Source organism: Sphingopyxis sp. C-1 (genome assembly GCF_001047015.1).
Taxonomy (GTDB): domain Bacteria; phylum Pseudomonadota; class Alphaproteobacteria; order Sphingomonadales; family Sphingomonadaceae; genus Sphingopyxis.
On sequence record NZ_BBRO01000001.1, the window covers coordinates 1,646,358 to 1,673,340 of the forward strand.

Consider the following 26,983-nt stretch of genomic DNA (forward strand, 5'->3'; position numbering starts at 1 on the left):
TCGTCGGAGCAAAGGGGCAGCTCGGCTTTCGCAAGTGCAGCATATGGTTGACCCGGGTGCCGGCGCGGGCTGTCTGGGCGCCATCAAGTGGGGGGTATGTTTTCAGGCTTATGACGGGAGCCCTGCCATGCCCACCCTCTACATCTCGCCGACCGGCAGCGGTTCGGGCGATGGCTCGAGCGCTGCGAACGCTGCGACGCTGAAAGATTTGCCGCAGCTCATCGCTGCGGCGGGGCCGGGCGGGCAGGTGCTTCTGCTCGCCGATCAGGGTGACTATGTCGCGCCGACCGGGGCGCTCGCGATCGTCGGGGGAGGGACGGCGAGCGCGCCGGTAACGATCCGCGGCGTGGACGGCGCGGGCAATGCGATGGCGGCAACGATCGCCGGCACGCGGATTGAACCATTCGATCCGGCCAATCCCTCGGGAGAGGAAGTCTTCCGGCTGTTGAGCGGCGCCGACAATCTCCGCTTCAGCGACATTGCCTTCGAGAATGTCGGCACGGCCTTTCGCGTCGGGGCAGACGTGCGCAACCTGACGATCGAGCATGTCGACGCGGCGAACGTCTCGCGCTTCTTCGACAATATGGTCTCGGGGGCGAATGCCAGCGCGACAATCTCTGGATTGACGATCCGCGACGTCGCCGTGGACGGATATTCTAAAGGCGCGATCCGTATCCAGTACGACACCAATAACGTGCTGATAGAGGATGTTCGCGGCGACAGTCAGTTTCAGGACGGCGACAATTTCGCCATCGGCGTTCACATTACCGGCACCGCGCACGATGTGACGATCGATCGCGTCGCCATGCGCAACACGCTCGACACGGTGAATGATTATCGCAACGGCGACGGATTTGCGACCGAACGCGGCACCTATGATATCACGCTTCGCAACGTGATTGCCACGGGCAACAGCGATGGCGGGCTCGACCTCAAGAGCGACAACATCGTGGTCGACGGCGCGATCGTCTCGGGCAATGGCCGCAACATCCGGCTGTGGGGCACGGGCGGGCAGCTCAGCAATGTCGTCAGCCTTGACGCCGGTGCGCCGATGGCGGGCGGCAATCGCGAGCATATCTGGCTGGCCCAAGGCGCAAGCGCGACGATCGACGGGGCCTTCTTCTCCGATCCAGGCTCGCCGACCTTGTTCAACCTCGCCGAAAGGAATGGCGCGTTGACCGTGCGCGATTTTGGCCTTGCTACCGGCGCGGGCACGATGACTTGGAAAAAGGGCACGGGGTCGGTGCTGACGCTCGAGGGGCAACGCGCTTTGGCCGCGGCGGGCACCGCGGGGGACGATCTGATCGGCGGTACCGCGGGCATCGATTTGCTGGTCGGCGGCGCGGGCGAGGATATGCTGGTCGGCAATGCTGGCGACGATGTTCTGAGCGGCGGTGCGGGCGCGGACATATTGGTCGGAGGCGGCGGACGCGATCTGCTAAGCTATGCGGGCAGCGATGCTGCGGTGCAGGTCGACTTGATGCGGCTCACCGCCAGCGGCGGCGATGCCGCGGGCGACCTGTTCGATGGGTTCGAGGATGTCGAGGGCTCGGCCTTTGCCGATGTGCTGGCAGGCGACGCCGGCGCGAACCGGTTGTTCGGCGGTGCGGGCGATGACGCGCTTTCGGGCGGTGCAGGCGATGATATGCTCGATGGGGGAGTGGGCGCAGACCTGCTTGACGGCGGGGCCGGGGTCGATCGGGTCGATTATGGCAGCAGCGGTGCGGGCGTCGTGGTCGATTTGGCAGATGGCGCGGCGAGCGGCGGCGACGCGGCGGGCGACCGGCTGATCGATATCGAAGGGGTCGAAGGCTCGACCTTTGCCGACACGCTTTCGGGCACCGAAGGAGCGGACTGGTTCGGCGGCGGGGCGGGCGATGACCGGATCGACGGACGGGGCGGGGATGATTTGCTGGTTGGCGGTACGGGTGCCGACACGCTGATCGGCGGTACGGGGTTCGACTGCGCGGACTATTCGGCTAGCGGTAGCGCCGTGACGATCGATCTTGCGACCGGCACTGGCAGTGGTGGAGACGCACAGGGCGACCGGCTTGAGGGGATCGAGCGGCTGATCGGCTCTGCGTTCGGCGATGGACTGACCGGCGACGCGTTCGACAACATGCTGGCCGGCGGCGCGGGCGCGGACCGGCTGACCGGCGGGGCCGGGATCGATACCGCAGACTATTCGGCGAGCGGCGCCGCGGTAAACGCGGTGCTGGGCGGGACTGGCAGCAGCGGAGATGCCGAGGGCGACGTGCTGGCGGATATCGAGAATCTGATCGGTAGCCGATTTGGCGATGTGCTGGTTGGCGATGGGGCCGTCAATGTCCTATCAGGCGCCGCCGGCGACGACCGACTGGTCCTCAACGGCGGGGCGGACCGGCTCGACGGCGGCGTGGGTGTCGATGTCGCCGACTTTTCAACAAGCGTGAGCGCGGTGGCCGCGGATCTCGCGAAAGGCACGGCCTCTGGCGGGGTGAGCCTGGTTGCGATCGAGGGACTGATCGGCTCTGCGTTCGACGACGTGCTGAACGGCGACGCCGGTCGCAATTTGCTGGTCGGCGGCGCGGGCGCGGACGTGATTGACGGGCGCGATGGCCTCGATACGGCGGACTATTCGGGATCGACAGCGGCAGTAGAGGTCGACTTGGCCCTGTCGGTGCAGGGCGGCACCGGCGACGCCGTGGGTGACCGGCTGTTGAGCATCGAGGCGCTGGTAGGCTCGGCCTTCGACGATGTGTTGGCCGGTGTAAGCGCCGACGAGGCGCTGTACGGCGGCACGGGCGCCGACCGGCTCGAAGGACGCGGCGGCGACGATCTGCTTCAGGGCGGCGCGGGCGCCGATATCCTGATCGGCGGGGACGGCATCGATACGGTCGACTACAGCGCCAATGCGGGTGCCGTCTCGATCGACCTCCAGACCGGCGCCAGTAGCGGCGCCGATGCCGAGGGCGACCGGTTCGATGGCGTTGAGCGTTTCATTGGCACCAACTTTGCGGACACGCTGGTCGGCGATGGCGGCGATCAGATCCTCGTGGGCGGGGCCGGCAGCGACCGGATCGACGGGGCGGGTGGGTTCGACATCGCAGTCTATTCCAACAGCGCCCTCGGGGTGAAGGTCAACCTCGCCACCGGCGCCATGTCCGGCGGCGACGCGCAGGGCGACAGCCTGTCGGGGATCGAAGGCGTAGTGGGCAGCGCTTTCGCCGACGCTCTGACCGGCGACGTGAACGCCAATCGGCTCGAAGGCGGTGCGGGCAACGATATACTCGATGGCGGCGCGGGGGCGGATGCGATGATCGGCGGCGAGGGCGACGATTCTTATGTGATCGACAATGAAGGCGATCAGGTCACGGAGTTGGTCGGCGGCGGGGTCGATATCGTGCGGACCAGCCTGTCCTCGCTGACGCTCGCCGATGGCGTCGAAGATTTGAGTTATACCGGCAGCGGTGGTTTTATCGGCACCGGCAATGCGCTCGACAACAGCCTTTACGGCAAGGCGCTGAACGACGCGCTTTACGGGCTCGAAGGCGACGACAAGCTGGTGGGCGGCGCGGGCGCCGACCTGCTCGACGGCGGCGCGGGGCGCGACCAGGTCGACTACACCAAGTCGGCCGCCATTATCGTGAACCTTGTCACCAACGTGAATCGCGGCGGCGAGGCCGAGGGCGACCGGCTGGTCGACATTGAAACGGTGATCGGCTCCAACTATGCCGACAGCATCACAGGCAGCGACGATCTGCTGGTTGGCGACATCCTTTATGGACGGGGCGGCGACGATCTCCTGTTCGGCGGCGTCGGTGACGACCAACTCGACGGGGGTAGTGGCAACGACGTGATGCGCGGCGGCACGGGCAACGACCTGTATGTGGTCTATGAGGCCGGGGATCAGGTGATTGAAGGGGCGGGGGAGGGGCGCGACCGCATCCGCACTGCCGCGACCAGCTACACGCTCGGAGCGAATATCGAGGAACTTGTTTATACCGGGACGATCGGCGCAACGATGACGGGCAATGCACTCGACAATTTCGTCGTCGGAAGCGGGGGTGAGGACAGGTTAACCGGCGGCGACGGCGCGGACGTGCTGCGCGGCGGCGCGGGCGGCGATGTCCTGGACGGTGGTACGGGATCGGACACGGCCGAATATGCTGGCTCGCTTGGCGGCGTGCTGGTCAACCTTCGCGCCCAGACCGCGACCGGCGGGGATGCCATGGGCGACCGGCTGATCAGCATCGAGAATGCACAGGGCTCGGCCTTCGCCGATGTGCTGCTCGGCAGCGCGGTGGCAAATATACTCACAGGCGGTGAAGGCGACGATGCGCTCTCCGGAGACGACGGCAACGACACGTTGCGGGGTGGCACCGGCGCCGACCGGCTGGATGGCGGCAAGAATGAGGACATGCTTGCCGGCGAGGACGACGACGATACGCTTTACGGCGGTCAGCAGACCGACCGGCTCTACGGCGGCGTAGGCAACGATCTTCTTGTTGGCGATAGCGAATGGGTATCGGCGCTCGCCGCCAGGGACACGCTCGACGGCGGCGATGGCGACGACATTCTGATCGGTGACGCAATGAGCATGACGGCGAGTGGGGTCGGCGGTGCCGACACTCTGGTCGGCGGGCTCGGCAATGATGTGCTCGTCGGCGATGCGATGAACATGGCGGCCGGGGCACGCGGTGGTGCGGACAAGCTGACCGGTGGTGGCGGGAACGATCGCTTCGTCTTCGCGCGTGGTTCGGGCGCCGACGAGATCACCGACTTCACCCGGGGCGGCGCCGAGGCCGACCGGATCGACCTCAGCGCCTTCGATATCGCATATGAGGCGCTGCGCTTTGCAACGAGCAGCGCGGGGGTGACGATCCAACTCGGCGGCACCGATACGATCTTCGTGCGCGGGGTGACCGCGCTCGATCAGGCGGATTTCATTTTCGGTTGAGCCTCCGGTCAGCCGAAAACAAAATCGTTGGACGAAAAGTTCTGCGCGCCGCGGACGAAGATGCTGTCCGCACCCATAGTGATACGGACTCCGTCGGTGCTCGTCATGAAGCCGAGTTGCTCAAACGCGATGTCGAAAGCGCTGAGATCGATATGGTCCATACCCGAGGCGAAATCGCTGATCTCGTCGGCACCCGAGCCGGGCGCAAAGACAAACCAGTCGGCGCCTGCGCCGCCCGCGAGCAGGTCGTTGCCGCCGCCGCCGATCAGATGATCGGGGCCGTCGCCGCCATAGAGCTTGTCTGCGCCGCCGATGACGGTCGCGGCGGAATCTCGGCCGTCGCCGTAGAGCCAGTCATTGCCTTCGCCGCCCTCCAGCGTGTCCGCCCCACCTCTGGCGCTGCCGATCATTATGTCGCCGTCGCCGATCAATATGTCGTTGCCCGCGCCGCCGGTCAGCCGGTCATTGCCTCCCCTGCCGGCGCCATAGATATTGGTCGCATCCCCGATCAGCAGGTCGGCATCGTCGCCGCCGTCGAGCCGGTCGTTGGCGCCCTGGCTGCTCAACCATTCCTGGTCACCGACGAGCCGGTCCGCGCCTGCGCCGCCCAAGAGCGTATCCGACTGCCAGCCGCCGAGAAGCACGTCGGCACCCGACTGGCCGGCGAGAATATCCTCGCCATTGCCGCCCACGAGAATGTCGTCGCCCGAATTGCCGGCAATATCGTCATTGCCGCCGAGCCCGCCCAACGTGTCGCTGCCTGCGCCGCCGATCACCACGTTGGCAAGCGCATTGCCATTGCCGGTAAAATCGGCAGCGCCGCGGCGGATCAACTGCTCGATGTTGCCTGCGAGCGTATAGCTGCCCAGCGTCGTCTCGACCCGGTCGAACCCGGCGTCGGCCGCCTCGGTGATCCGGTCCCCGATATCGTCGATGAGGAATATATCATTGCCTGACGTGCCACTCAGCGCGTCCGTTGTGACAGTGGTGGGGAGGGGAAGCAGCGAGATATAGCCGGTTGCGCCGGGCGAGGCTTCGCCCTGATTGACGGTCAGCGTTTCGCGGATCGTCTCGATTCCAACCAGGCCAGGGAGCGAGTCGCGAGTGACGAGCGTCGAGAGTTCGGACCGGATGATAGCCACGCCTTGCAAGTTAAGATGACCCTGCGAGGAAATGACCTTGGTGCCCGACCCGGCATCGTCGAAGCGCCCGCCGATTACGGTGACATCCGCCTCATCGTCGAGCCAGAGCTGGTTCTGTTCGGAGATGCCGCCGCGGAGCAGCGGGTTCAGACCCACGGAGTCGATCAGCGTCGCCTCGCCCCACAGTCGGTAGTTGCGGCCATTCTCCTCGCTGAGCGCGCGGACGACCAAGGTGCCGCTCGACTTGAGGTCGTAGCCGCCGTCGCTGTTACCGCGCGCGACCGTGTCGATGAAGCGTATGTCATATACGCCGCGCTCGCTCGAGAAGCCGTCGCCGTTGAAATAGGCGCCGGCGGTGCTCTGGATATTTTCCATCACCACCCGGTTGAGCGTGACATTGTGGACGGTGCCGTCGAGATGGACGCCGGCGGGCAGGTCGTCGCCCGTTTGCCCGGCCATGTTCGCCGTGACATTGTCGATCACCACATTGTTGGTATCGTATTGCAGGCGGAACGCCGTCCTTGAGAAACCCTGCACGTCGACATCGCGGATCGTCAGCCCGCTGATCGTCGCGGTGCCGGAGGGTGCGCTGGCGTAATCCTCAAAGAAGCGGCGGACATTGTTCGCGTCGATATTTTCAATATGGAGACTGCTGATGTCGGCGGTAACGCGGAAGGCGGTTCCGACATTGTCGATCCTGAGGTCGCGGAATTCCAGATTGTCCGCGCCCGTGCCGAGTTTGAACAGCTCGTTGCCGGAGGCGTCGCCCGCTTGCCAGTCGGCTGGTCGCGAGCCAGTGAAATATGCGGCCATCGAATTGCCGGCAGAATCGATGCCGCGCACTACAACCGGCTGTCCCTCGGCACCCCCACGGGTGACACCAATGATGCCCGTGACCTTGTAGTCGCCCTGATCGGCGAGAAGCAGTACCTCGCCCCCTGGGCCTGCCTTTCCGATCAGTGTGTTGAGCGAGCCTATTGACGCGGCGTTGTTGATATCGCTGCCACTTTTGTCCCCGGATCCGGCAGGCGAGATGTACAGGCTTGGCATGACGAACGACCCCTTGCTGTTTTTTGCCGAGGTTAACCCCGACCAACTCGCCATGCTGCTCCGCAGCATGGTTAAGCCAGCGTTATCCTGATCATCGGTGACGTTATCGCGATGGATCGTAGCGTATTTCTCAATAGATTGCGGGGCTTGCTCTGTTCGCGAGATTCCTTGAGCGGACGACTCACGCGGGCTCGGGGACCGCGAAGCGCAGCCCGCGCATCATCGCCGCGGGAACGACGCTGCCATGGTCCTCATCCGCGAATATGACATGTTCGACCTCGATTAGGCCGGCGTCCGCCAGTGCAATGAAAATTGTTCAGCGGCCACTTAGCTGCGATTATCTGTCTCGCGCTGACGCGCTTCAAGTTTAGGCGTCAACTTTCGGCTAGCCAATTTGATTATGAAACCAGCTCATTACGCAGTCCGGTGAGCGCCGAGCAGAAGATTGCGAGTTCTTCGTCGGTCCGCGATCCGGCGACGCATGACGCGGTAAGGCAGAAACCCGGTGGGACCTCGGTAATCGCGGCGGCAGCCGTATAAACCCCTCGATGCGCATAGCCGCGATCGAGCCCAAATCCCTTCGCTGCAGCCTCTTCGACTTGGCGGGTGTAGGTGTCCAACGATAGCGCGGACTGCCAGCGAACCGATGCAAAGCGTCGCTCCAATTCGGCTTTGTCGACCGCCTGAGCTGCTGCGATCGCGCGCCCGGCAGCACCTGCACCCAGCGGTTGGCGTTGGTTATCGGCAAGTGCGAGCCGCATTCCCGCATCGCTTTGCGCGTGGGCGACGAGTTGCATTCGGTCACGCGAGACAATGCGCCACAGCCCGACGGCCATTTCGAAAGACTGCGCGAAATGCGCCATGCCGGGTCGTGCGCGATCGATCAACCGCATCGCGCGGCTGTCCGAAAAAATCCCAGTGGCGAGCCAGGCGGAGGTCAAGCGATAGCGCTTCTTAAGCTCTTCGCGCTCAATCGCACCTTCCGCGGAAAGGGTTTTCAGCAAGTTCAGACAGCTCGATGGGCTGAGCCCGACGGTTCGAGCAATCTCGGACAACGGGAGCGCCTTTGAATCAGCGAGCAGGCGAAGGATCGCAAAGGCTTGCGCAACAGAACGCACCGGACCGGTCATTCACAGTCAATAATTTCATATATATGAAAAAACAATTCCTGATGTTGAAATTCGAAATATAACGCGTAACGCAATTCGGACGGGAATCGGTCGGGAGAACAGCCATGAACGGATGTCTGGACGGAAAGGTCGTTGCGATTACGGGCGCGGGGCGCGGCATCGGCCGCGAACTCGCGCTGCATTGTGCAGCGCAGGGCGCGGCGGTCATCGTCAACGACCCAGGCGTCGCGCAAGCGGGCGACGGTGGCGACGCCGCTCCGGCCGAGGCCACCGCAAACGACATCATCGCCGCGGGCGGCAAGGCGGCCGCAAATTTCGGCAACGTTGCCGACCCCAAGGAAGCTGCCGGTATCGTCGAGGATGCGGTCGCAAAGTTCGGCCGCATCGACGCCGTTGTGAACAACGCCGGCATCCTTCGCGATACCATCTGGCACAAGATGAGCTACGAGGACTGGAAGAGTGTCATCGAGGTCAACCTGACCGGCGTCTTCAACGTATCCAAGGCTGCAACACCGTATTTTCGGGAACAGCAGTCGGGCAGCTTCATCCACTTCACCTCGACCAGCGGGCTGATCGGCAACATAGGTCAGGCTAATTATTCGGCGGCAAAATTGGGCGTCGTCGCGCTGTCCCAGTCGATCGCTCTCGATATGGCGCGTGTGGGGGTGCGTTCGAATTGCATTGCGCCCTTTGCATGGAGTCGCATGACATCTTCGATCCCCGCGACCACGCCAGCCGAGCAGGAGCGCGTCAAGCGCCTCCAGTCCATGTCGGCCGACAAGATCGCGCCGCTCGTCGCCTATCTGGCGTCAGACCTGTCGAAGGATGTCACGAACCAGATTTTCAGCGTACGCAAGAATGAGATATTGCTCTTCTCGAAACCGCGTCCCGTGCGTTCGATGGCGAAGCTCGAAGGCTGGACCGCCGAGGCGATCGCCGACGAGCTGATCCCGGCGTTCCGTCCCGACTTTGCGCGCGCTGATGAGGTCTCGGCGCACGTCTTTCCCTACGACCCGATTTGAGGAACAGGCCATGAGCAATCCCGGAATGGATGCGGACGTCTTTGAGCAGTTTATCGAGCAGCTCGAACGTTATGTGCGCGATCGCCTTCTACCCGCCGAAAAGGAGATCATCGAAAGCGACGCGATCCCGGACGATATTCTCGCCGAAATGCGCGATATGGGCCTGTTCGGCCTGACGATCCCCGAAGAATTCGGCGGCGCGGGGATGAACGTCAGCCAGTATATTAAGACGATCCACACCATCAGCTACGCGATGCCGGCGTTCCGCTCGATCATCTCGATCAACATCGGCATGTTTGCGTCGGCCCTGAAGAACGGCGGGACCGAGGCGCAGAAAGCCGAATGGCTGCCGCGGGTCGCATCGGGCGAGATCGCCTGTTTCGGCCTGACGGAGCCGGGATCGGGATCGGACTCGGCAGGACTTCAGACGACCGCGACGCAAACCGACAATGGCTGGGTACTCAACGGCACCAAACGCTACATCACCAACTCGCCCTTTGCGAAGGTTGGCCTGATCATGGCGCGGACGAGCAAGGAGAATTTGCCCAAAAACGCGCATGTCTCGGCTTTCGTCGTCCCCCTCGACGCGCCCGGCATCTCGATCGGCAAGTCGGACAAGAAGATGGGTCAGTCGGGCAGCCACATCGCCGACGTGATCATGGAGGACGTCCGTGTCGGCGGCGAGACATTGCTTGGCGGCGAACTTGGCAAGGGTTTCGCTTTTGCGATGATGAGCCTCGACAATGGCCGTATGTCGGTCGGCGCGGCGGCGACCGCCTACGCCCGCCGCGCGCTCGACAGCGCGATCCGCTACGCGACCGAGCGCAAGGCGTTCGGAGAACCAATCGCAAACTTCCAACTGATCCAGCAGATGCTCGCACAGAGCGAGATCGATATCTACGCCGCTGAGTGCATGATGGACGATGTTACGCGGCGTGCCGACGCGGGCGAGAATGTCCTCCGCAAGGCTGCGGCGTTCAAAGTCTTTGCCAGCGAAATGTGCGGCCGTGTCGTCGATGCCTGCGTACAGGTCTATGGCGGCGCCGGTTATCTGGCCGAATATGACGCCGAGCGTTTCTTCCGCGATGCGCGCATCTACCGCATCTACGAAGGCACAACGCAGATCCTTCAGCTCCAGATTGCGAAGCATATGCTACGCGAATTCGCCGCTACGAACTGATCATCTTCACCTTTTACCTGACCGGAGACCGAAGTCATGACCCTGCGCCGCGCCGCCATTGTCGCCCCCATCCGCACCGCCGTCGGCAAGTTCGGGGGAGCATTGTCGTCGATGACCGCAGGCGAGCTGGGTGCCGTGATTCTGAAGGCGTTGGTCGAGCGGACGAAGATCGATCCGACGCGCGTCGACGATGTCGTGTTTTCGCAAGGCTATGGCAATGGCGAGGCCCCGAGTATCGGCCATTGGTCGTGGCTCGCCGCGGGGCTACCGCTCGAAGTGCCGGGATATCAGCTCGACCGCCGTTGCGGGTCGGGGCTGCAGGCGGTGATCAACGCCGCGATGATGGTTCAGACGGGAATGTCCGATGTCGTCGTTGCGGGCGGCGTCGAATCGATGTCGAACGTCGAACATTACAGCACCGATATCCGCAAGGGGGTGCGCGCGGGCAATCTGACGCTCCATGACCGGCTGACGCGCGGGCGACTGATGTCGCAGCCGGTCGAACGCTTCGGCGTCATCACCGGCATGATCGAGACCGCCGAAAATCTGGCGAAGGATTATGATATCAGCCGTGAGGCATGTGACGCCTATGCCGTGCGTAGCCATCAGCGCGCCGCCGCGGCGTGGACGAACGGGCTATTCGACGATGAACTGGTGCCCGTAAGTGTGCCGCAGAAAAAGGGCGATCCGGTCGTCTTCGCGCATGATGAGGGTTACCGTGCCGACGCGACGCTGGAGACGCTGGGCAAGCTGCGGCCGCTCGAAGGCGGGGTCGTCACTGCGGGCAATGCGAGCCAGCAGAATGACGCTGCCGCCGCTTGTCTTGTTGTTGCCGAGGACAAGCTCGACGAACTCGGGCTCACGCCCATCGCCTGGTATCACAGCTCGGCGGCGGCGGGCTGCGACCCGAGCCGGATGGGCATCGGACCGGTGCCCGCGGTCGAGCGGTTGTTCGCGCGCAATGGTCTTGGCTGGGGCGACATCGACCTCGTCGAACTCAACGAAGCCTTTGCACCGCAGGTGCTTGCGGTGCTCAAGGGCTGGGGCTGGTCCGACGGCGATAGCCGGAATGAAATCCTCAACGTCAACGGGTCGGGCATCTCGCTCGGGCACCCGATCGGGGCGACCGGCGGGCGCATTCTTGCGAACCTGACCCGTGAGCTGGTGCGCCGCGACGGGCGGTATGGGCTGGAGACGATGTGCATCGGCGGCGGACAGGGCATCGCTGCGATCTTTGAGCGCGCCGCCTGACGCCTTTCGCGCCGGCCGTTCATCTCCCACAGGATAATGCGGCTCCCGGCGCGGCGCAATTTTGGCCGCGCGCGCCGATGGGGCACATTCGGCCGAAATAGCCCGGGAGATATGCAGGCCATGGAAGCGGACATCGGTAAACTCTGGGATCGCGAGATGATCCGCGATTGCCTCTTTCGCTATTGTCGCGGAATCGACCGCGCGGACGAGGCGCTATTGCGATCCGCCTGCTGGCCTGGCGGCACCGACGATCACGGTGCCTATAACGGGACGACCGACGGTTTTATCGACTGGGCGATGCAGGCGCTGCCCCTGATCGAACGCGGCATTCACCAGATCCACAATATTCTGATCGAGCTGCGAGGCGATGAGGCGGCAGTAGAAAGCTATTTCACCGCCTTGCAACGCCAGCCCGGCAGTGAAGGCGGGCAGGTCGAACTCATGATGGCGGGACGCTATGTTGACCGGTTCGAAAAGCGGGCAGGCGAATGGCGAGTGGCCGACCGGGTCGTCGTCTTCGACTGGATTGACGAACGCCCGGCGCCGGACAAGAGCGAGGCCGAGCGGTTCGCGCACCGCAAATCGGTCGGGCGTCCCTGGCCCGACGATCCGGTCTATGCGCTGTTCGGTACGGCGGAGAAGGGAGAGGGGTAATGGGCATCGAGACGCTGGCATGGGAGCCGCTGTTCGTAATGCGGCTGAATGTCGCCTATGACCAGGCGCAGCCGATCGGCGGTGAAAGTCGGCTCGGGATTTTTCCCGTGCATGGCGGGACGTTCGAGGGGCCGCGCCTCAAAGGGCGTGTGATGCCCGATGGGGCCGACTGGGTGACCTGGCGCGGGGACGGGACGATGATCATCGACGTTCGCACCTCGCTCGAAACCGAAGATGGCGCGCGGATCGCGATGCATTACACCGGCCTCACCGTACCGACCTCGCCCGAGGCGGCCGAGCGTTTCAGGCGACGGGAACCGGGGCCGTATGAAGATCTCTATCTGCGCACGACGCCGCGCTTCGTCACGTCGCATCCCGATTATGACTGGATGAACCGCATCATCGCCGTCGCCAATGGCATGCGCACCGACGACGGCCCGATGTATCACGTCTTCGCGATCAGGTGACGGCATCCACCGCCGCAGCGAAATGATCGCCGTGGCGCTTGCGAAGTTCGGTCTTGAGCAGCTTGCCCGTCGCGGTGTGCGGCAATTCCTCGACGAAGATCACGTCATCGGGCAGCCACCAGCGCGCGACCTTGTCGGCAAGATGATCCATGATCTCGTCCTTCGTGCAGGCTTCAGCGGCGTGTAACCGGACGAGCAGCAGCGGACGTTCCTGCCATTTGGGATGCGCGACGCCGATCACTGCGGCTTCGGCGACCTTTGGGTGCGCAACGGCGGCATTTTCGAGATCGATCGACGAAATCCATTCGCCGCCCGACTTGATGACGTCTTTGGCGCGGTCGGTGATCTGAAGGAAGCCGTCCGGATCGATTTTCGCGACGTCGCCCGTGTCGAACCAGCCGCCCGCATCAAGCGCGCTGCCTGCCGCTTGGCCGTGATAGGCGCTCAGGACCCACGGACCGCGCACTTTGAGCAGGCCCGAGGATTCGCCGTCGCGTGGAAGTTCCTTGCCGTCTTCACCCTCGATGCGCAGTTCAATGCCGAACACGGAACGGCCTTGCATGGCGCGCAGGTCCACCTGCTCTTCCTCGCCGAGTTCGGCATGATGCGCGAGCGGACGGCAGACGGTCGCAACCGGGCTGGTTTCGGTCATCCCCCACGCTTGCATCGTCTCGACGCCCAGCAGGTTGCGGAAGCGTTCGATCAGCGAGCGAGGCGTCGCGGCGCCGCCGGTGAAGATGCGGTCGAGTTTGAGCGCCTCGCGATCTTCGGCCGCGCGCTCGCGCTCCAGATGATCGAGGAAGGCGAACCAGATCGTCGGCACGCCAAGGGAGAAGGTCACGCCCTCGTCGCGCATCAGTTCATAGAGCGACACGGGATCGAGCGCCGATCCAGGCAGGATGAGCTTCGATCCCGCCATCGCGGCCGAATAGGGGATGCCCCAGGCGTTGACGTGGAACAGCGGAGTGACGACCAGGATCGTGTCCGCAGCGCCTAACGACATTGAATCATTCGCGAGCGCACTCATCGCGTGCAGGACGGTCGAGCGATGGCTGTAAAGGACGCCTTTCGGATTGCCGGTCGTCCCGCTGGTGTAGCAGAGCGCGCTCGCGCTGTTCTCGTCGAGTTCGGGCCAGTCCGCGATCGCGCGCGGGCCGCCGATCAGGCTCTGGTACGAAATTGGATCGGCGATAGCGGTTTCGGGCATATCAGCCTGATCGGCCAGGATGATGATGCGCTCGATCTTGGGCAGGTCGCCGAGTAGCGGCTCGATCATCGGTAGCAGGTCGGGGTCGACACACAGCACGCGCGCGCCACCATGATCGATGATGTAACGGATCTGATCGGGGAAGAGGCGGGGGTTGACGGTGTGCAGCACCATGCCGGCACCGCTGACGCCATAATAGAGTTCGAGGTGGGGCAGGCGGTTCCAGGCCAGCGTCGCGACGCGATCGCCGGGCGTAAGGCCGAGGTCGGCAAGCCCGGCGGCGATGTGGCGCGCGTGACGTTCGACCGTCTTCCAATCCGACCGCTCGAGCGATCCGTCGGCGCGGCGCGACACGATTTCACGGCGCGAGTGGTTGGTCGCCGCGTGCCGGATCAGCATCGCGGTCGTCAATGGTTGCGCCTGCATCAGGCCGTGCATGAAATCTCTCCCTTAGTGACTTGATTGCCGCCGACGATTGCCCAGCCGGCGGCGGGTGCGAAGCATCGCGGGTCGCACACGCCGACAATCACATTTGCGAAATTGGCGCGATCTCCTTCCGCTCGCGAGCCAGCGGGGTCTCGCTGACGCTAAGCCCTCCGCAATCGATGGGAGAAGCGACGATGAATCTGGACCTAGCGCCCGAAGACCGGGAATTTCAGCAGGAAGTGCGTGATTTTTTCGCGGGCTCGATTCCCGAGGAATGGAAAAAGACCGTTCGCGCCGGGCTGCGCCTGTCGCCCGAAAACCTGGTCGCCTATCAGCGCCGGCTTGCCGATCGCGGTTGGGGTGCGCCGACCTGGCCAAAGGAATATGGCGGCACAGGCTGGACTCCGCAGCAACTGCATATCTTCTGGTCGGAAGCGTCCGCGGCCGATGCACCCGCGCAATTCCATCAGGGGCTCGAACTGATCGGCCCGATCATCTTCACCTATGGCAGCCAGGCGCAGAAGGATTTCTACCTGCCGCGCATCATCAGCGGCGAGGATTGGTGGTGTCAGGGCTATTCCGAGCCGGGTGCCGGTTCCGACCTTGCGGCGCTTCGTACGCGTGCCGACCGGGACGGCGATGACTATATCGTCAATGGGCACAAGATGTGGACCAGCTATGCCCATGTCGCCGATCGGATGTTCATTCTTGCACGTACCTCGACGGAGGGGCAGCGACAGCAGGGCATTTCATTGATGCTCGTCGATATGGACACGCCAGGCATCCGGATCAGCCCGATCCATACTCTCGACGAAAAGCATCACACAAATGAGGTGTTCCTCGACGATGTCCGCGTTCCCGCGGCCAATGTCGTCGGCGAGGAGGGCATGGGCTGGAATTACGGCAAGGTTTTGCTCGACCGCGAGCGCATGGTGGCGGCGGCGACCGCGATGTTCCTGCCGCAGACGCTGCGCGCTGTGCGCGAGGCGGCGACGCGCCGCCGGACCGCGCAAGGGCTGCTGATCGACAAGCCGGAGTTCAAGGCCAAGCTGGCACAGGTCGAGATCGAGGCAATGGCGGTACAGGCGATGGTGCTGCGGCTGATGGCCGACGCCGCATCGGGTGCCGACTCGGGCCCGCGCGGGTCGATGGTCAAACTGCGCTGGTCCGAACTGACGCAGCAGGCGACCGCGCTATGGGTTGAGGCGCTGGGGCCGAAAGCGCAGCATTTCGCCGCGCTCGATGACGAGAGCATGTTGCCCGACGACATGCCCTTCGCGCTTAAGGGCGCGCTCTATGCGCGCGTGACCACCATCTATGGCGGGTCGAGCGAGATCCAACGCAACATCATCGCGCGCCGCGCACTCGGCCTTTGAGGGAGAAGACCCATGCAGTTCGCCTATAATGACGAGCAGCAGATGCTGCACGATAGCGCCTTGCGCTTCGGCTCTGACGAATGGAACGCGGCCGACCGGTTGAAGCGGTTGGCGGAAGTTGGCGAAGGTGCCGCGCAGCGTTGGGCGAAGATGGCTGAGCTTGGGTGGCTGATGCTGCCGATCGCCGAGGAGGACGGCGGACTCGGCGGAGGGCCGGTTGAGGTCATGGCGATCATGGAAGGTGTCGGGCGGCACCTGATGACCGATGCCTATGTCAGCCATTGCGTGCTTCCGGCGGCACTGATTGCAGGTGGGGACGAGCATTGTGCGGCGCTGCTGGAGCAGATCGGAGCGGGTCAGGTGCGGATCGCCGCTGCGCTCGTCGAGGATCAAGATTTTGATATCGCGTCTATTTCTACCCGAGCGGTGCCCGATGGCGACACGTTCAGGCTGACTGGCGCCAAGGCGCATGTCGAAGATGGTGCCGACGCCGATTGGTATCTGGTTTCGGCGCGCACAACGGGAGCTTCGGGCGAGCGCGACGGCGTCAGTCTTTTCCTTGTTCCGCGCGGCGCCGACGGATTGATCGTGCAGCGTTTCCGCTCGGTCGACAGCCATCGCCATTGCAGCATGGACCTTAAAGACGTTGCGGGCATTCCGGTCGGCGCGATCGGCGAGGCGGCGGACCGCATCGACGCCGCGATCGACCGCGCGATCGCGGCGCATCTGGCCGAAGCGGTGGGGTCGATGGAGGCGGCGGTCGCCGCGACGCTCGATTATGTCCGCACCCGCCAGCAGTTCGGTGTGCCGATCGGCAGCTTTCAGGTCGTTCAGCACAAAATCGTCGACATGAGCGTCGCTTGCGAGGAAGCACGCGCGCTGACGATGGTAGCGATATCGCAGCTTGCGAGCGGTGGCGACGCTTCGGCGCTGATCGCCGCAGCGAAGGTGCGCGTCGCGCAATGCGGCATCGCGGTCGCGCAACAGGCGGTGCAACTGCACGGCGGGGTCGGCACGAGCGAGGAACTGATCGTCAGTCACCATCTCCGCCGCCAGATGATGCTGGACATCGCGCATGGCGACCGTGACCATCATAAAGCGCGGTTCGCCGAACTTACCCGATAAGATGGGTTTTGCAGGGCGCCTCAGGCGCTCTGCTTTGCCTCGTCGGCTTCGATCCGGCGGCCCGCCAGCCAGAACAGCAGCGAGCCGATCGCAAGCGGCAGCGCGACGAGCGCCATTGCAGCGCGCAGCCCCTGCTCGCTGCCGAGCGAAGGCGCGAGCAGGTCGCTGGCGATACCGACGAACAACGGCCCCAATGCAAGGCCGATCGCGTTGGTCACGAACAATTGCACCGCCGCTGCCATCGCGCGTACCCGTGCGGGGACGAGGGTCTGCACCGAGGCGAAGACCGAGCCATAGTTGAGCGCGTGAACGAAGATCGCGCAGCTCAGGAACGTGAAGGACAGCGTGACGGTCGGGGCGAGCGCGGCGCCCGCGAACAGGGGCGCAGCGATCACGAGCGAGGTCGATGGAACCAGCGTGTAACCCTTGATCCCGCGCCGCGCCGCACGGTCGGCGAGCTGGCCGCCGACGAAAGTTCCCACCATGCCAATTAGGCCGACGATCAGGCCTAGGCTGAGGCCGAGGAAGACGGTCGGCGGCACGCCCCAATCGGCGGCCATCGCGTCGATTCCGGCAAGATGCGTGCGCATGTAGAGCGAGCCGAAGAAGGACGCCTGACCATAATAGCCGAACGCGCCCATCGCGGTGCCGAATGAAATCAGCCAGAAGCTGGGCAGGCGGCGCAGCGTCGCGAGCACCTGACCCAGCGGCATATGCGGGACAGCGGTCTGCGTTGCGACGGCGCGCTTGCGGGGCTCGTCGAGAGTGAACCATACGATCACCGCGAGCAGGATGCCGGGAACGCCGGCGATCAGGAAGGCGGCGCGCCAGCCAAGGCTAGCGAGCAATATGCCGCCGAGGACGAGGCCCGCGAGCGAGCCGACCGGAACGCCCAGCGAATAGAGGGCAAGCGCGCGGCCCCGCTGTTCGCGCGGGACATAGTCGGTGATCAGACTGTGTGCAGCGGGAGTACAGCCGGCTTCGCCGACGCCGACGCCGATGCGCGCAAACAGCAATTCGGTGAAGTTGCGTGCAAGACCGCATAGCGCGGTGAAGCCGCTCCAAACGAACAGCGCGACGGCGATCATACCGACGCGGTTGCCACGGTCGGCGATGCGCGCAAGCGGGATGCCGAGCAGAGTATAGAAGAGCGCGAAGGCAAGGCCGCTGATCATCCCGATCTGCCAGTCGGCAAGGTTGAGGTCGGCCTTCATCGGCTCGACGAGGATCGTCACGATTTGCCGGTCGAGCATGTTGAAGGCGTAGACGATCATCAGCAACGACAGCGCGCCATAGGGCATCCGTTTTTGCTGGCCGTCGCTGGGGTGGGGGATGGTGTCGCCGGTCATTTGCCTCTCCATGCCGGGCACGTCGCCCGTCTTTTACGGCAGCCACCTTAGGCGGGAGTTTTGCGGACGTTAGGTGCGAGGCAGCCGGGCAGGGCGATTATCCCTATGCTGATATGTTGCACGCCCAGCGTATCGCGCTCGCACCGGACGCGCGCACCGAGCAGACAGGCCGGCGAGGAGATACCCACATGGCCTATGCGAATAACGGCCCTGTTCGCGTCCATTATCAGCGCATGGCGGCGGGGAACGGGCCGGTCGTGATCCTGCTCGCCGGAGCAGGGCGTCCATCGACCGATTTCGACTATGGCTTTTGCGCACCGATCGTGACGGCGGGCCTCGTGCCGATCCGCATCGACAGTCGCGATACCGGCCATTCGACCGCGATGACCGGCACGATTCCGGACCTTCAAGCGATCAAGGCCGCCGCGCTGGACACCGGCGACGCGAGACCGCCCTATAGTATCGGCGACATGGCCGCGGATGTGCTGGCGGTGATGGACGCCGAGGGCGTCATGGCGGCGCATTTTGTCGGGCGGTCGATCGGCGGTCTCGTCGCGCAGCAGCTTGCGGTTCGGCACCCCGAACGCGTGCTGAGCCTGGCGCTCGTTATGGCGATGAGCCGGTCGATGGCCGATGCGGTCCCCGATGCAGCGCTCGACCGGCTGATGGCCGAGAATGTTCCCGATGAAGACGCTTATGTCGCGCGCCAGCTCGCCGTTGCACAGGTGAACGGCATGGCGGAGGATTTCGACGCGGAACGCATCGCTGAGGAGGCGCGAACGGCCTGGCGGCACGGTATCCATCCCGGCGGCACCGCGCGCCATTTCGCAGCAAGCCTTGCCGCTCCGGACCTGCGCGCGGCGATCCGCGCCATTCGCGTTCCCGCGCTGATCCTGCACGGCCGCCATGACAAGGTGATCCCGTTGGAACGCGCCTTCGAGACCGCTGAAGCGATCCCAGGCGCTGTGATCGAGGTCGACGAGACGATGGGCCATGACGGTCCGCCGCGACTTCGGCATGCTTGGGGCGAGCGGATATCGGCGCATTTGACGGCAGCAATGGCGCACGCCTGAGGGTCGCACAGAAATCACATATGTGATATGGGCCGCCAAACCCGCGGTTTTGGCCGCTTGGCGGTCTTTGAAGTTATCATGTCTTCATCAGAGACCGTCGCAGGACGGCGATTGGACCGACCGTTCAAGGCGATGACGCCTTCTCGTTGTTGGGATGGAGAGATGAAGAGAAAACCCGTCAAATCGGCCTCGCGTACGTTCGAGGTCCTGGAGCTGTTCCGTGATCGGCGGGAGCCATTGCGGCTTAACGAGATATATTCGGCGCTCGGATATCCGCAGTCCAGCACGACGAACCTGCTTAAGAGCATGGTGATCGAAGGGTATCTCAACTACAATCGCAAGACGCGCACCTATCTGCCGACCTTGCAGGTCGCCTCGCTCGGCAGCTGGCTCTATGGCCATGTCGCTTTCGGTAGCGGTTATAACTGGCTGATCGACGAGTTGTTTCGCAAAACCGAGGAAACGATCGTACTGGCGACGCAGAACGACCTGTTCATCCAATATGTGGCAATGCGCCTGCCCGATCATCCGCACAAGCGTCCCCCCAATCCGGGCGAGATGCGGCTGATGCTGGATGCGACGGCGGGGATGGCGCTGATGAGCCGGATGCGCGACCGCGAGATCGATAAAATCTATCGATATTCGAACTATTATGAGCTCAATCCCGACAAAGCGATCACGCTGGATGACGTGATGAGCCGGATTCGCTGGATCCGCCACACCGGCTATTGTTACTGGCCCGAACATCCGGTGCCGGGGATTGCATCGATAGCGATGCCCCTTGGCAATAGCATTCACGGAATTCCGCTCGTTCTTGGCATCGGCGGTACGACCGAGCGGTTGTCGCCGCGCCGCGCCGAATATGTGGAAATGATGCGCGAGACGATCGCCGAGTATCATGTGCGTTTTCCGCAGGATCAGCGGCCGGCCGGCGACGACGATATCGACGAATACGCGATCGCCGCCGAATAAGCATTTCATCCGGAATAATGGGAGCCCGCCGCGTACGACGCGCTGTGGGTACCGCGCCGACGTCTATCGTGACGGCGAAAGGGAGATTCTATGCCTGTCGAAATCGAACTGCTTGATGCTGGCGTCGCCGGCCTAGGCGAAAGTCCGCTATGGGATCATCGGAGCGGCCGGCTTTGGTGGGTCGATTCCTCGGCAGGGCGCCTTCATTCCAGCGACGCCGAAGGCCGCAAGCAGGCCGAATGGACGCTCGATCAGCCCATCGGCAGCATCGGATTGGCGTCGGAGGGCCTGATCGTTGCGATGGCAGATGGCTTTTATCGTTTCGACACGGGCAGCGGGCAGGTGTCGCCGGTGGCGCGCCCCGCGATGGCGGGGGGGACGCGGCTGAACGACGGCAAGGCCGACCGTGCCGGGCGTTTTCTATGTGCGTCGATGCGAACGGGTGATGCGCTGGGCGCGGGCGGGCTGTTCCGGCTCGACGCCGACGGTGCGACCGAGCAGATCGAGAGCGGAATCGGGATCGGCAATGCCATCTGTTTTTCGCCGACCGGCGATACGCTCTATTTTGCGGACAGCCTCGACGGCAAGCTTCGCCGCTATGCCTATGACCAGGAGACGGGAGCGATCGGCAAGCGCCATGATCTGGTCGATTGTCAGGTGAACGGCGGATCGGGGGCCGATGGCGCGACCGTCGATGCCAACGGGCGAATCTGGGTTGCGCTGGTGCTCGCGCAAGCGGTCGGTTGCTATTCGCCCGACGGGACGCTGCTGCGGTCGATCCCCGTGCCGCTGCCCTATCCTTCGTGTCCCGCGTTCGGCGGGGAGGAGATGGATACGCTCTATCTAACGAGCATCGCCAATTCGGGGCATCGGCTGGTCGCCAATCATCCCGATGCGGGGCGGATCACCGCGATCCGGGGGCTCGACGTCCCCGGGATCGCGGAAGGTATTTATCGCTGAGCGGTCAGCGAAGGGCGATCGAGATGCCGCCGTCGACAAGCAGAGACTGACCCGTCACAAAGCCCGACCGGTCGCTGTCGGCGAAGAAGAGCACCGCCTCGGCAATGTCCGAGGTTTCGCCCAGTCGGCCGAGCGGGGTGCTGGCGACGCGCGCCTCGAAGGTCGCATCGTCCAACATCGCGCGGACACCTTCGGTCGCAACGGTCGACGGAGCAACGGCGTTGACTCGGATGGCCGACGGCGCGAGTTCGATCGCCGACGACCGCGTCATCCCTTCGACCGCCGCCTTGATGCCGCAATAGACCATCGCGTTGGGCAGTCCGACGTGCGCCGATACCGATGCGATGTTGATGATCGACCCGGCGCCGCGCGTGCGCATATGCTTCGCCGCAGCCTGCGTGCCCCAGATGATGCCGGCGATGCCGACGCCGAGCATGCGATCGAGGCTTTCTGCGTCTATGCTCTCGATCGGCGAATATTTGGTCCACATCGCGTTGTTGACGACAATGTCGATGCCGCCAAGCTCGGTCGCGGCGGTGTCGAACGCGTCGTGCAGCGCGGCGCCATCCGACACGTCGCAGCCGAGCGCGACGGCCTTGCCGCCGTCGGCCGCGATCTGCTGGGCCAGATCTTCAGCCCAATGGGCCTTACGATCAAGCAGCGCGACGGATGCGCCGTTGCCGGCAAGCTTGAGCGCGATGTCGCGGCCGAGGCCGCGCGATGCGCCGGTGACGAGCGCGACGCGCCCCTCGAGTGATTTGGTCATGGAGAGCCCCATAAAAATGGAGCCCGCTTTTTGGCGGGCTCCAGTGGGAGAGAGGTTAGAATTTGTATCCGACTTCGACGCCGTAGACCCGGCCCTTGTTGAGCGGGGAGAAGGTCGATCCGGCGAAGAAGGGCAGCGGCGCCTCGGTCCCGAACGTCGCCTCGTTGAGGAGGTTGTTTCCGTAAACGGACACCTTCACCCGGCCATGCGTAACGGCAAGGCTGGCGTCGACCATCGTTGCCGCACGGAGCAGGCCGGTGTTCTGATCGTTGTAGAAAGCGGCATCGCGATAGTTCGCACCGACGCGGCCTTCGACATCGAAATCGCCGCCGACGCGGGTCGCATAGGTGATCGATCCGCCATAGCTCCACGGCGACAGGCGCGGCAGTTTCAGCGAATAGTCGCGGTCGTTGATGACGCCATCGGCGTTGAGGTCGAAAAGGATGTCCTCATATTTGCCCTTGGTGTAGCCGAACTGGCCGGCGATGGTCAGGCCGGAAACCGGCTTTACCAGCAGTTCGCCCTCGATCCCCTTGATCGACACATCGGCCGCGTTGGTGATGATCTGGAAGTTGCCGAAGGGTGCGAAGGGCGCTTGGAATTCGCGCTGTGTGCCGTTGATGCGGCTGTAGAAGCCCGCGATGTTGACGCGCGCGAAGCCGCCGAATTCCTGTTTCAGGCCGATTTCATAGGCGTCCTGCTTTTCCTGGTCGAACGGGCCCGGATCGACATTGGGGTTGAGGTTGCGGAAATTATATCCGCCGCTTCGGAAACCCTTGGCAAACGACGCATAGAGCAGGGTATCGTCGCTGGGCTTGAACTGGACCCCGATGCGCGGCGTGAAGCCGTCCCAGCTGTCCTTGTCATTGAAGTCGTAGCTGCAGCGAAGCGTGTCGAGATTACAGCCGCCGACGCCGATCGAGCGGACCTGCACTTCCTTTTCCTCAGCCGAATAGCGCGCGCCGACGCTGAAGGTCAGTTGTTCGGTAAGGCGCCAGTCGACGGTCGCAAAGATGCCGCCGGTGCGCTGCTTCTGACGGCCGCCACCCGATACGGTCAGCGCGCCGCCCGACAGCAGGCGCTGTTCGGCGTAATTGATGTCCTGATTGAAATAGAAGAGACCCGTTGTGACGTCGAACGCGCCGAAGGTGCCCGCGTAGCGCAGTTCGTTGCTGAACTGCCACTGGTGGATGTTGTTGCGCGAGTGGAGATTGGTCGCGGGCGAACCGTCGACGTCGGCACCCGAATCGTTGCTGAGCGCGCGGACGGCGGCGATATTGGTGATCTTGCCGTCACCGAATGCGGTGTCGATGTTGAGTTCGGCGATGCCTTGATCCCAGTCGGTTTTGACGAAGCCGGCGTAGTTCTGATTCACGCGGAAGCTGTCGCGCGGATAGAGGCCGTGGTTCGTGACTGCAGGACCGTCGCCGCGGATGCGGCCGTGCTCGTAACGCAGGACCAGGTCAAAGCTGTCGTTCGGCTGGAGGCGAAGCGCCGAGCGCATGATCAGCGTTTCGCTGCCGCCGATCTTCTTGCCGTCGAAGTCGTTGCGGAACCAGCCGTCGTCGTCGTTGTAATAGACAGCAACCTTGCCGCTGAGCACATCGCCGGCAAGCGGGCCCGACACCGAGATGCTCGCCCGCTTTTCAAGGCCGGTCGAGAGTGCGGCCTTTGCATCGAGGCGGAAGCGGTTCGACGGGGTGGTGGTGCGCAGGAGGACCGCGCCGCCGGTAACGTTGCGGCCGAACAGCAGGCCCTGCGGGCCGCGCAGGATCTCGACCCCTTCAAGATCGAAGGTGTCGAAGAGCACGCCAGCGCTGACGCCCAGATAGACGCCGTCGACGAACACGCCGACGGTCGGGTCGATCGAGGGAATCGAGCTATTGATGCCGAGGCCGCGGATCGAGAAATTCGCATAGCCCGGCGTCGTCCCGACGCTTTCAAGCGAAGCGTTGGGAACGGCGTAGCTGACGCTGGAAATCGAACGCGCGTGAATGCTGTCGAGTTCGTTCGACCCGAATGCGGTGATCGCGATGGGAACATCTTGCACATTCTGCGCCGAACCGCGCTTCGTCGCGGTCACAATGATGTCGCCGAGGCCGCCGCCGTCGTTCTGCTGCGCTTCATCCTGAGCCGTATCGGCTTCCTGCGCGAACACGGGAGACGCCATGGCCATCGCCGCGAAACCGGCGCTCGCCAAAAGAAGTCTGAGGTGCGTTGTCATTGTCCACTCCCTGTGAATCGCGCTTTCCGTTCGTCCTTCGTCTGGCGATTCGCCGTAAAAGGGGTGCGCGGGTTTTAAGTCCTGTTGCCGTTCGATGACGAGCCGGCGGCCCCCCGTTCCGGTGTCGGAGCGCGAAGAGCAATGCGGGCGCGGCAAGAGGGCCCGATAATCACAATCGCGATTCCGCGAGGGCGTGTTCAATCCAGAATGAGATTTTCGGGCCGGTTCGCGGCTTTCTCGTCCCGATCCGTCGTGCCGATGCCATGAACCCGGCAACTGGGAGACATAATCATGAGCAGCATCCGCACCGAAATCGAAAATTACGTCGCGCTCGTCACGCTCGACAATGCGCCGGTCAACGCCGCCGCGCTGGACATGCTTCAGGAACTCACCGACGTCTTCGACAGCTTCAATGACCGCGATGATGTACGCGTTGCGGTGCTGACCGGCGCGGGCAAATGCTTCAGCGCCGGCGCTGACCTCAAGAATCGGCCCGACCTGTCGATCCCCGGCAAACGCTGGAACCGCAATCGCGTCGTCCGCGAGGTTGCCTATTCGATCGCCGATTGCGCGAAGCCGGTAATCGCAGCGGTCAACGGCCCTGCGCTCGGCGCCGGCTTCGGCCTCGCGGCGAGCTGCGACATCATCGTGGCCTCCGAAAATGCCGTCTTCGGCCTCCCCGAGATCGACGTGGGCCTGATGGGCGGTGGCAAGCACACGTCGCGCATCGTTCCGCATTCGCTGACGCGGCGCATGATGCTGACCGGCTATCGCGCGCCAGCGGCGGAAATGTACCGTCGCGGCATCATCGAGGCATGCCTGCCGGCCGACGAGCTGCTGCCCTATTGCATGGAGATGGCGGCGGTCATCGCGTCAAAGAGCCCGCTCGCGACGCGCTATGCCAAGGACAGCATGCGCACGATCGAGAATATGACGCTGCGCGACGGCTATATCTATGAACAGGGCAATACCGCGAAGCTTTCGACCTCCTATGACGCGCAGGAAGCCGTCGCGGCCTTCGTCGAAAAGCGCGCGCCGGTTTTCCAGGGCCGCTGAGGGCTACCGTCATGGACTGGAATTTCGGCGACCTGCTGGACGCGACCGCGGCGAATGTGCCGGGCGATCGGCCGGCGATCATTCGCGGCGACCATGTCACCAACTGGGCCGATTTCGACGCGCGGTCGAACCGGCTGGCGCGTGCGATGTTGGCGGCTGGGCTGCCCGCAGGCGCGCGTATCGCGATCCTCGCCCGCAACATTCCCGAGTTCATCGAGATTGCCGCCGCAGCGTTCAAGGCTCGGCTGACGCACGTCAATCTGAACTATCGCTATACGACGTCCGAGATCGAATATGTGCTGCGTGACTGTCAGGCCGCTGGCCTCTTTTATCAGGACGAGTTCGCTCCGGTCGTTGCGTCGCTGATCGGCGGCGAGATCGACCATTTGACCTATGCGGTGCAGATCGGCGGTGAGGGCACCTATGACGCGATCGTATCGGAAGGTGAGGCGTCGCCGCTGGGCATCGAGCGTTCGCCCGACGATGGTTATCTTCTCTACACGGGCGGCACCACCGGGCGTCCGAAGGGTGTGATGTGGCGCTCGGCCGATGCGCGGCGCTCGCAACTGGAATCGCCGGTCGCCGTGTCGACGCCCGCCAGCATGGACGATCATGTCGCGCAGGTGCTGAAGGGCGCGGCGGGTCGCGTGATGCCAGCATGTCCGCTGATGCATGGTGCGGGGCTTAATAGCTCGCTCGCCGAATTGCTCGTCGGCGGCACGGCCGTGTTGCTACCGTCGGATCGCTTCAGTGCCGAGGAATTGTGGAGCGAGGCCGAACGGCATCGCGTCACGCGTATCCTGATCGTCGGCGACGCCTTTGCACGCCCGATGGCCGATACGTTGCTCGCCAATCCGGGGCGCTGGAATCTGTCGGCGTTGCGGCTGATTTCCTCGGCGGGCCTTATGTGGTCCGAACAGGTGAAGGCGGCGCTGCTTGAGGCATTGCCGCAGCTCACACTGCTCGACATTCTTGGTGCTTCGGAAGCCTCGGGTTTCGGCTATGCGATCACCAACAGCGAACGCGCCACGCCGACGGGCCTGTTTGAGCCGGGTCCGCAGACGGTCATCGTCGATCAGGACGGCCGCCGCGTGCTTGCCGATGATGAGGTTGGTTCGGGCTGGCTGGCGCGGCGACCGCCGTTCGGCGCCGGCTATCATGGCGATCCCGAAAAGACCGCCAGCGTTTATCGCACGATCGACGGACAGGCTTATGCAGTCCCCGGCGACATGGCCGAACGGCTGCCCGATGGGCGCTTTCGCCTGCTCGGCCGTGGCAGCATGTGCATCAACACCGGCGGCGAAAAGGTCTTCGTCGAAGAGGTCGAGGAGGCGCTGAAGCGCGTCGACGGCATCGCCGACGCGATGGTGTTCGGCTTGCCCGATCCGAAATGGGGCAGCGCGGTCACCGCGCTGATCGAGGCGGGCGACAGCCCGGACGATGAGGCGCTGCGCGCCGCTCTGTCTCACGACCTTGCCGCCTACAAACAACCGCGCACGATCATCCGCGTCGCCGTCCTGCCGCGCCATGCGAGCGGGAAGAGCGACTATCGCAGCGGGATGGACCTTGCGCGCGCCGAAATTTCAGCCCGGACGTCCACTGGCTGATCGTCTC

19 protein-coding genes and 1 pseudogene are annotated in these 26,983 nt (G+C 63.9%); 13 read left to right on the plus strand and 7 right to left on the minus strand.

Annotation, left to right across the window (positions count from 1 at the left end):
- The first annotated feature begins 127 nt into the window (after nucleotides 1–127).
- Nucleotides 128–4,939 carry a hypothetical protein gene (locus SC1_RS07590; RefSeq protein WP_062179623.1) on the plus strand — a complete coding sequence of 1,604 codons (4,812 nt, stop codon included), beginning with the start codon at nucleotides 128–130 and terminating at the stop codon, nucleotides 4,937–4,939.
- Between the two features lie 8 nt (nucleotides 4,940–4,947).
- Here the strand turns inward: SC1_RS07590 and SC1_RS07595 are convergent, their stop codons facing one another.
- The 3 genes and pseudogenes from SC1_RS07595 to SC1_RS22390 form a co-directional block, all read right to left on the minus strand.
- A complete protein-coding gene (locus tag SC1_RS07595) occupies nucleotides 4,948–7,131 on the minus strand; it encodes a M10 family metallopeptidase C-terminal domain-containing protein (RefSeq protein WP_062179626.1) in 2,184 nt (727 codons plus the stop codon).
- A gap of 398 nt (nucleotides 7,132–7,529) precedes the next feature.
- The gene (locus tag SC1_RS07600; protein ID WP_238586734.1) at nucleotides 7,530–8,072 is read right to left on the minus strand and encodes a hypothetical protein; all 543 of its coding nucleotides are present in this window, start codon (nucleotides 8,070–8,072) and stop codon (nucleotides 7,530–7,532) included.
- Nucleotides 8,073–8,102: 30 nt separating this feature from the next.
- Nucleotides 8,103–8,261 (minus strand): annotated as a pseudogene (locus SC1_RS22390) (helix-turn-helix domain-containing protein); the annotation flags it as partial.
- Nucleotides 8,262–8,365: 104 nt separating this feature from the next.
- Between SC1_RS22390 and SC1_RS07605 the strand changes: the two are divergent.
- The 5 genes from SC1_RS07605 (at nucleotide 8,366) to SC1_RS07625 (ending at nucleotide 12,835) form a co-directional block, all read left to right on the plus strand.
- On the plus strand, nucleotides 8,366–9,283 hold the full coding sequence (locus SC1_RS07605) for an SDR family NAD(P)-dependent oxidoreductase (RefSeq protein WP_062179634.1): 918 nt from the start codon (nucleotides 8,366–8,368) through the stop codon (nucleotides 9,281–9,283).
- Between the two features lie 10 nt (nucleotides 9,284–9,293).
- A complete protein-coding gene (locus tag SC1_RS07610; RefSeq protein WP_062179637.1) occupies nucleotides 9,294–10,463 on the plus strand; it encodes an acyl-CoA dehydrogenase family protein in 1,170 nt (389 codons plus the stop codon).
- Nucleotides 10,464–10,499: 36 nt separating this feature from the next.
- Nucleotides 10,500–11,714: an acetyl-CoA C-acetyltransferase gene (locus tag SC1_RS07615; protein WP_062179639.1), complete on the plus strand. Its 1,215-nt coding sequence runs from the start codon at nucleotides 10,500–10,502 to the stop codon at nucleotides 11,712–11,714.
- A 120-nt stretch (nucleotides 11,715–11,834) separates the two neighbouring features.
- Nucleotides 11,835–12,368, plus strand: coding sequence for a nuclear transport factor 2 family protein (locus SC1_RS07620; RefSeq protein WP_238586615.1), 534 nt, complete (start codon nucleotides 11,835–11,837; stop codon nucleotides 12,366–12,368).
- Entirely contained in the window at nucleotides 12,368–12,835 is a 468-nt protein-coding gene (locus SC1_RS07625; protein WP_062179645.1) for a DUF3237 domain-containing protein, read from the plus strand. Before SC1_RS07620 ends, SC1_RS07625 begins: the two co-directional genes overlap by 1 nt.
- Here SC1_RS07625 and SC1_RS07630 read toward each other — a convergent pair.
- Nucleotides 12,828–14,480, minus strand: coding sequence for a long-chain fatty acid--CoA ligase (locus tag SC1_RS07630; protein ID WP_062179648.1), 1,653 nt, complete (start codon nucleotides 14,478–14,480; stop codon nucleotides 12,828–12,830). The two genes, SC1_RS07625 and SC1_RS07630, sit on opposite strands and share 8 nt — an antisense overlap.
- 182 nt (nucleotides 14,481–14,662) lie before the next feature.
- Between SC1_RS07630 and SC1_RS07635 the strand changes: the two genes are divergently transcribed.
- Both SC1_RS07635 and SC1_RS07640 read left to right on the plus strand, forming a co-directional pair.
- Nucleotides 14,663–15,844 (plus strand): acyl-CoA dehydrogenase family protein, encoded by a 1,182-nt coding sequence (locus SC1_RS07635; protein WP_062183772.1) that lies wholly within the window; start codon nucleotides 14,663–14,665, stop codon nucleotides 15,842–15,844.
- Between the two features lie 12 nt (nucleotides 15,845–15,856).
- Nucleotides 15,857–16,969, plus strand: a complete 1,113-nt coding sequence (locus tag SC1_RS07640; RefSeq protein WP_062179651.1) for an acyl-CoA dehydrogenase family protein — start codon at nucleotides 15,857–15,859, stop codon at nucleotides 16,967–16,969.
- Between the two features lie 20 nt (nucleotides 16,970–16,989).
- On the opposite strand, the gene SC1_RS07645 is transcribed toward SC1_RS07640, so the two are convergent.
- Nucleotides 16,990–18,318: an MFS transporter gene (locus tag SC1_RS07645; protein ID WP_062179654.1), complete on the minus strand. Its 1,329-nt coding sequence runs from the start codon at nucleotides 18,316–18,318 to the stop codon at nucleotides 16,990–16,992.
- Between the two features lie 188 nt (nucleotides 18,319–18,506).
- On the opposite strand from SC1_RS07645, the gene SC1_RS07650 reads away from it, so the two are divergent.
- From SC1_RS07650 to SC1_RS07660, 3 genes are all read left to right on the plus strand, one after another.
- A complete protein-coding gene (locus tag SC1_RS07650; protein ID WP_062179657.1) occupies nucleotides 18,507–19,391 on the plus strand; it encodes an alpha/beta fold hydrolase in 885 nt (294 codons plus the stop codon).
- 162 nt (nucleotides 19,392–19,553) lie between these two features.
- The gene (locus SC1_RS07655) at nucleotides 19,554–20,363 is read left to right on the plus strand and encodes an IclR family transcriptional regulator (RefSeq protein WP_062179660.1); all 810 of its coding nucleotides are present in this window, start codon (nucleotides 19,554–19,556) and stop codon (nucleotides 20,361–20,363) included.
- A 90-nt stretch (nucleotides 20,364–20,453) separates the two neighbouring features.
- Nucleotides 20,454–21,323, plus strand: coding sequence for an SMP-30/gluconolactonase/LRE family protein (locus tag SC1_RS07660; RefSeq protein WP_062179663.1), 870 nt, complete (start codon nucleotides 20,454–20,456; stop codon nucleotides 21,321–21,323).
- A 4-nt stretch (nucleotides 21,324–21,327) separates the two neighbouring features.
- On the opposite strand, the gene SC1_RS07665 is transcribed toward SC1_RS07660, so the two are convergent.
- Both SC1_RS07665 and SC1_RS07670 read right to left on the minus strand, forming a co-directional pair.
- Nucleotides 21,328–22,089: an SDR family NAD(P)-dependent oxidoreductase gene (locus SC1_RS07665; protein ID WP_062179666.1), complete on the minus strand. Its 762-nt coding sequence runs from the start codon at nucleotides 22,087–22,089 to the stop codon at nucleotides 21,328–21,330.
- A 55-nt stretch (nucleotides 22,090–22,144) separates the two neighbouring features.
- Nucleotides 22,145–24,313, minus strand: coding sequence for a TonB-dependent receptor (locus SC1_RS07670; RefSeq protein WP_062179669.1), 2,169 nt, complete (start codon nucleotides 24,311–24,313; stop codon nucleotides 22,145–22,147).
- A 291-nt stretch (nucleotides 24,314–24,604) separates the two neighbouring features.
- On the opposite strand from SC1_RS07670, the gene SC1_RS07675 reads away from it, so the two are divergent.
- Entirely contained in the window at nucleotides 24,605–25,369 is a 765-nt protein-coding gene (locus tag SC1_RS07675; RefSeq protein WP_062179672.1) for an enoyl-CoA hydratase/isomerase family protein, read from the plus strand.
- Nucleotides 25,370–25,380: 11 nt separating this feature from the next.
- Nucleotides 25,381–26,976, plus strand: a complete 1,596-nt coding sequence (locus SC1_RS07680) for an AMP-binding protein (protein WP_062179675.1) — start codon at nucleotides 25,381–25,383, stop codon at nucleotides 26,974–26,976.
- Nucleotides 26,977–26,983: the final 7 nt, after the last annotated feature.

Coding starts and splice junctions, on each gene's coding strand:
- SC1_RS07620 (WP_238586615.1), top strand. CDS start 11,835: ATGGAAGCGGACATCGGTAAACTCTGGGATCGCGAGATGATCCGCGAT.
- SC1_RS07650 (WP_062179657.1), top strand. CDS start 18,507: ATGGCCTATGCGAATAACGGCCCTGTTCGCGTCCATTATCAGCGCATG.
- SC1_RS07595 (WP_062179626.1), bottom strand. CDS start 7,131: ATGCCAAGCCTGTACATCTCGCCTGCCGGATCCGGGGACAAAAGTGGC.
- SC1_RS07615 (WP_062179639.1), top strand. CDS start 10,500: ATGACCCTGCGCCGCGCCGCCATTGTCGCCCCCATCCGCACCGCCGTC.
- SC1_RS07645 (WP_062179654.1), bottom strand. CDS start 18,318: ATGACCGGCGACACCATCCCCCACCCCAGCGACGGCCAGCAAAAACGG.
- SC1_RS07665 (WP_062179666.1), bottom strand. CDS start 22,089: ATGACCAAATCACTCGAGGGGCGCGTCGCGCTCGTCACCGGCGCATCG.
- SC1_RS07590 (WP_062179623.1), top strand. CDS start 128: ATGCCCACCCTCTACATCTCGCCGACCGGCAGCGGTTCGGGCGATGGC.
- SC1_RS07625 (WP_062179645.1), top strand. CDS start 12,368: ATGGGCATCGAGACGCTGGCATGGGAGCCGCTGTTCGTAATGCGGCTG.
- SC1_RS07675 (WP_062179672.1), top strand. CDS start 24,605: ATGAGCAGCATCCGCACCGAAATCGAAAATTACGTCGCGCTCGTCACG.
- SC1_RS07605 (WP_062179634.1), top strand. CDS start 8,366: ATGAACGGATGTCTGGACGGAAAGGTCGTTGCGATTACGGGCGCGGGG.
- SC1_RS07635 (WP_062183772.1), top strand. CDS start 14,663: ATGAATCTGGACCTAGCGCCCGAAGACCGGGAATTTCAGCAGGAAGTG.
- SC1_RS07670 (WP_062179669.1), bottom strand. CDS start 24,313: ATGACAACGCACCTCAGACTTCTTTTGGCGAGCGCCGGTTTCGCGGCG.
- SC1_RS07660 (WP_062179663.1), top strand. CDS start 20,454: ATGCCTGTCGAAATCGAACTGCTTGATGCTGGCGTCGCCGGCCTAGGC.
- SC1_RS07630 (WP_062179648.1), bottom strand. CDS start 14,480: ATGCACGGCCTGATGCAGGCGCAACCATTGACGACCGCGATGCTGATC.
- SC1_RS07610 (WP_062179637.1), top strand. CDS start 9,294: ATGAGCAATCCCGGAATGGATGCGGACGTCTTTGAGCAGTTTATCGAG.
- SC1_RS07680 (WP_062179675.1), top strand. CDS start 25,381: ATGGACTGGAATTTCGGCGACCTGCTGGACGCGACCGCGGCGAATGTG.
- SC1_RS07655 (WP_062179660.1), top strand. CDS start 19,554: ATGAAGAGAAAACCCGTCAAATCGGCCTCGCGTACGTTCGAGGTCCTG.
- SC1_RS07640 (WP_062179651.1), top strand. CDS start 15,857: ATGCAGTTCGCCTATAATGACGAGCAGCAGATGCTGCACGATAGCGCC.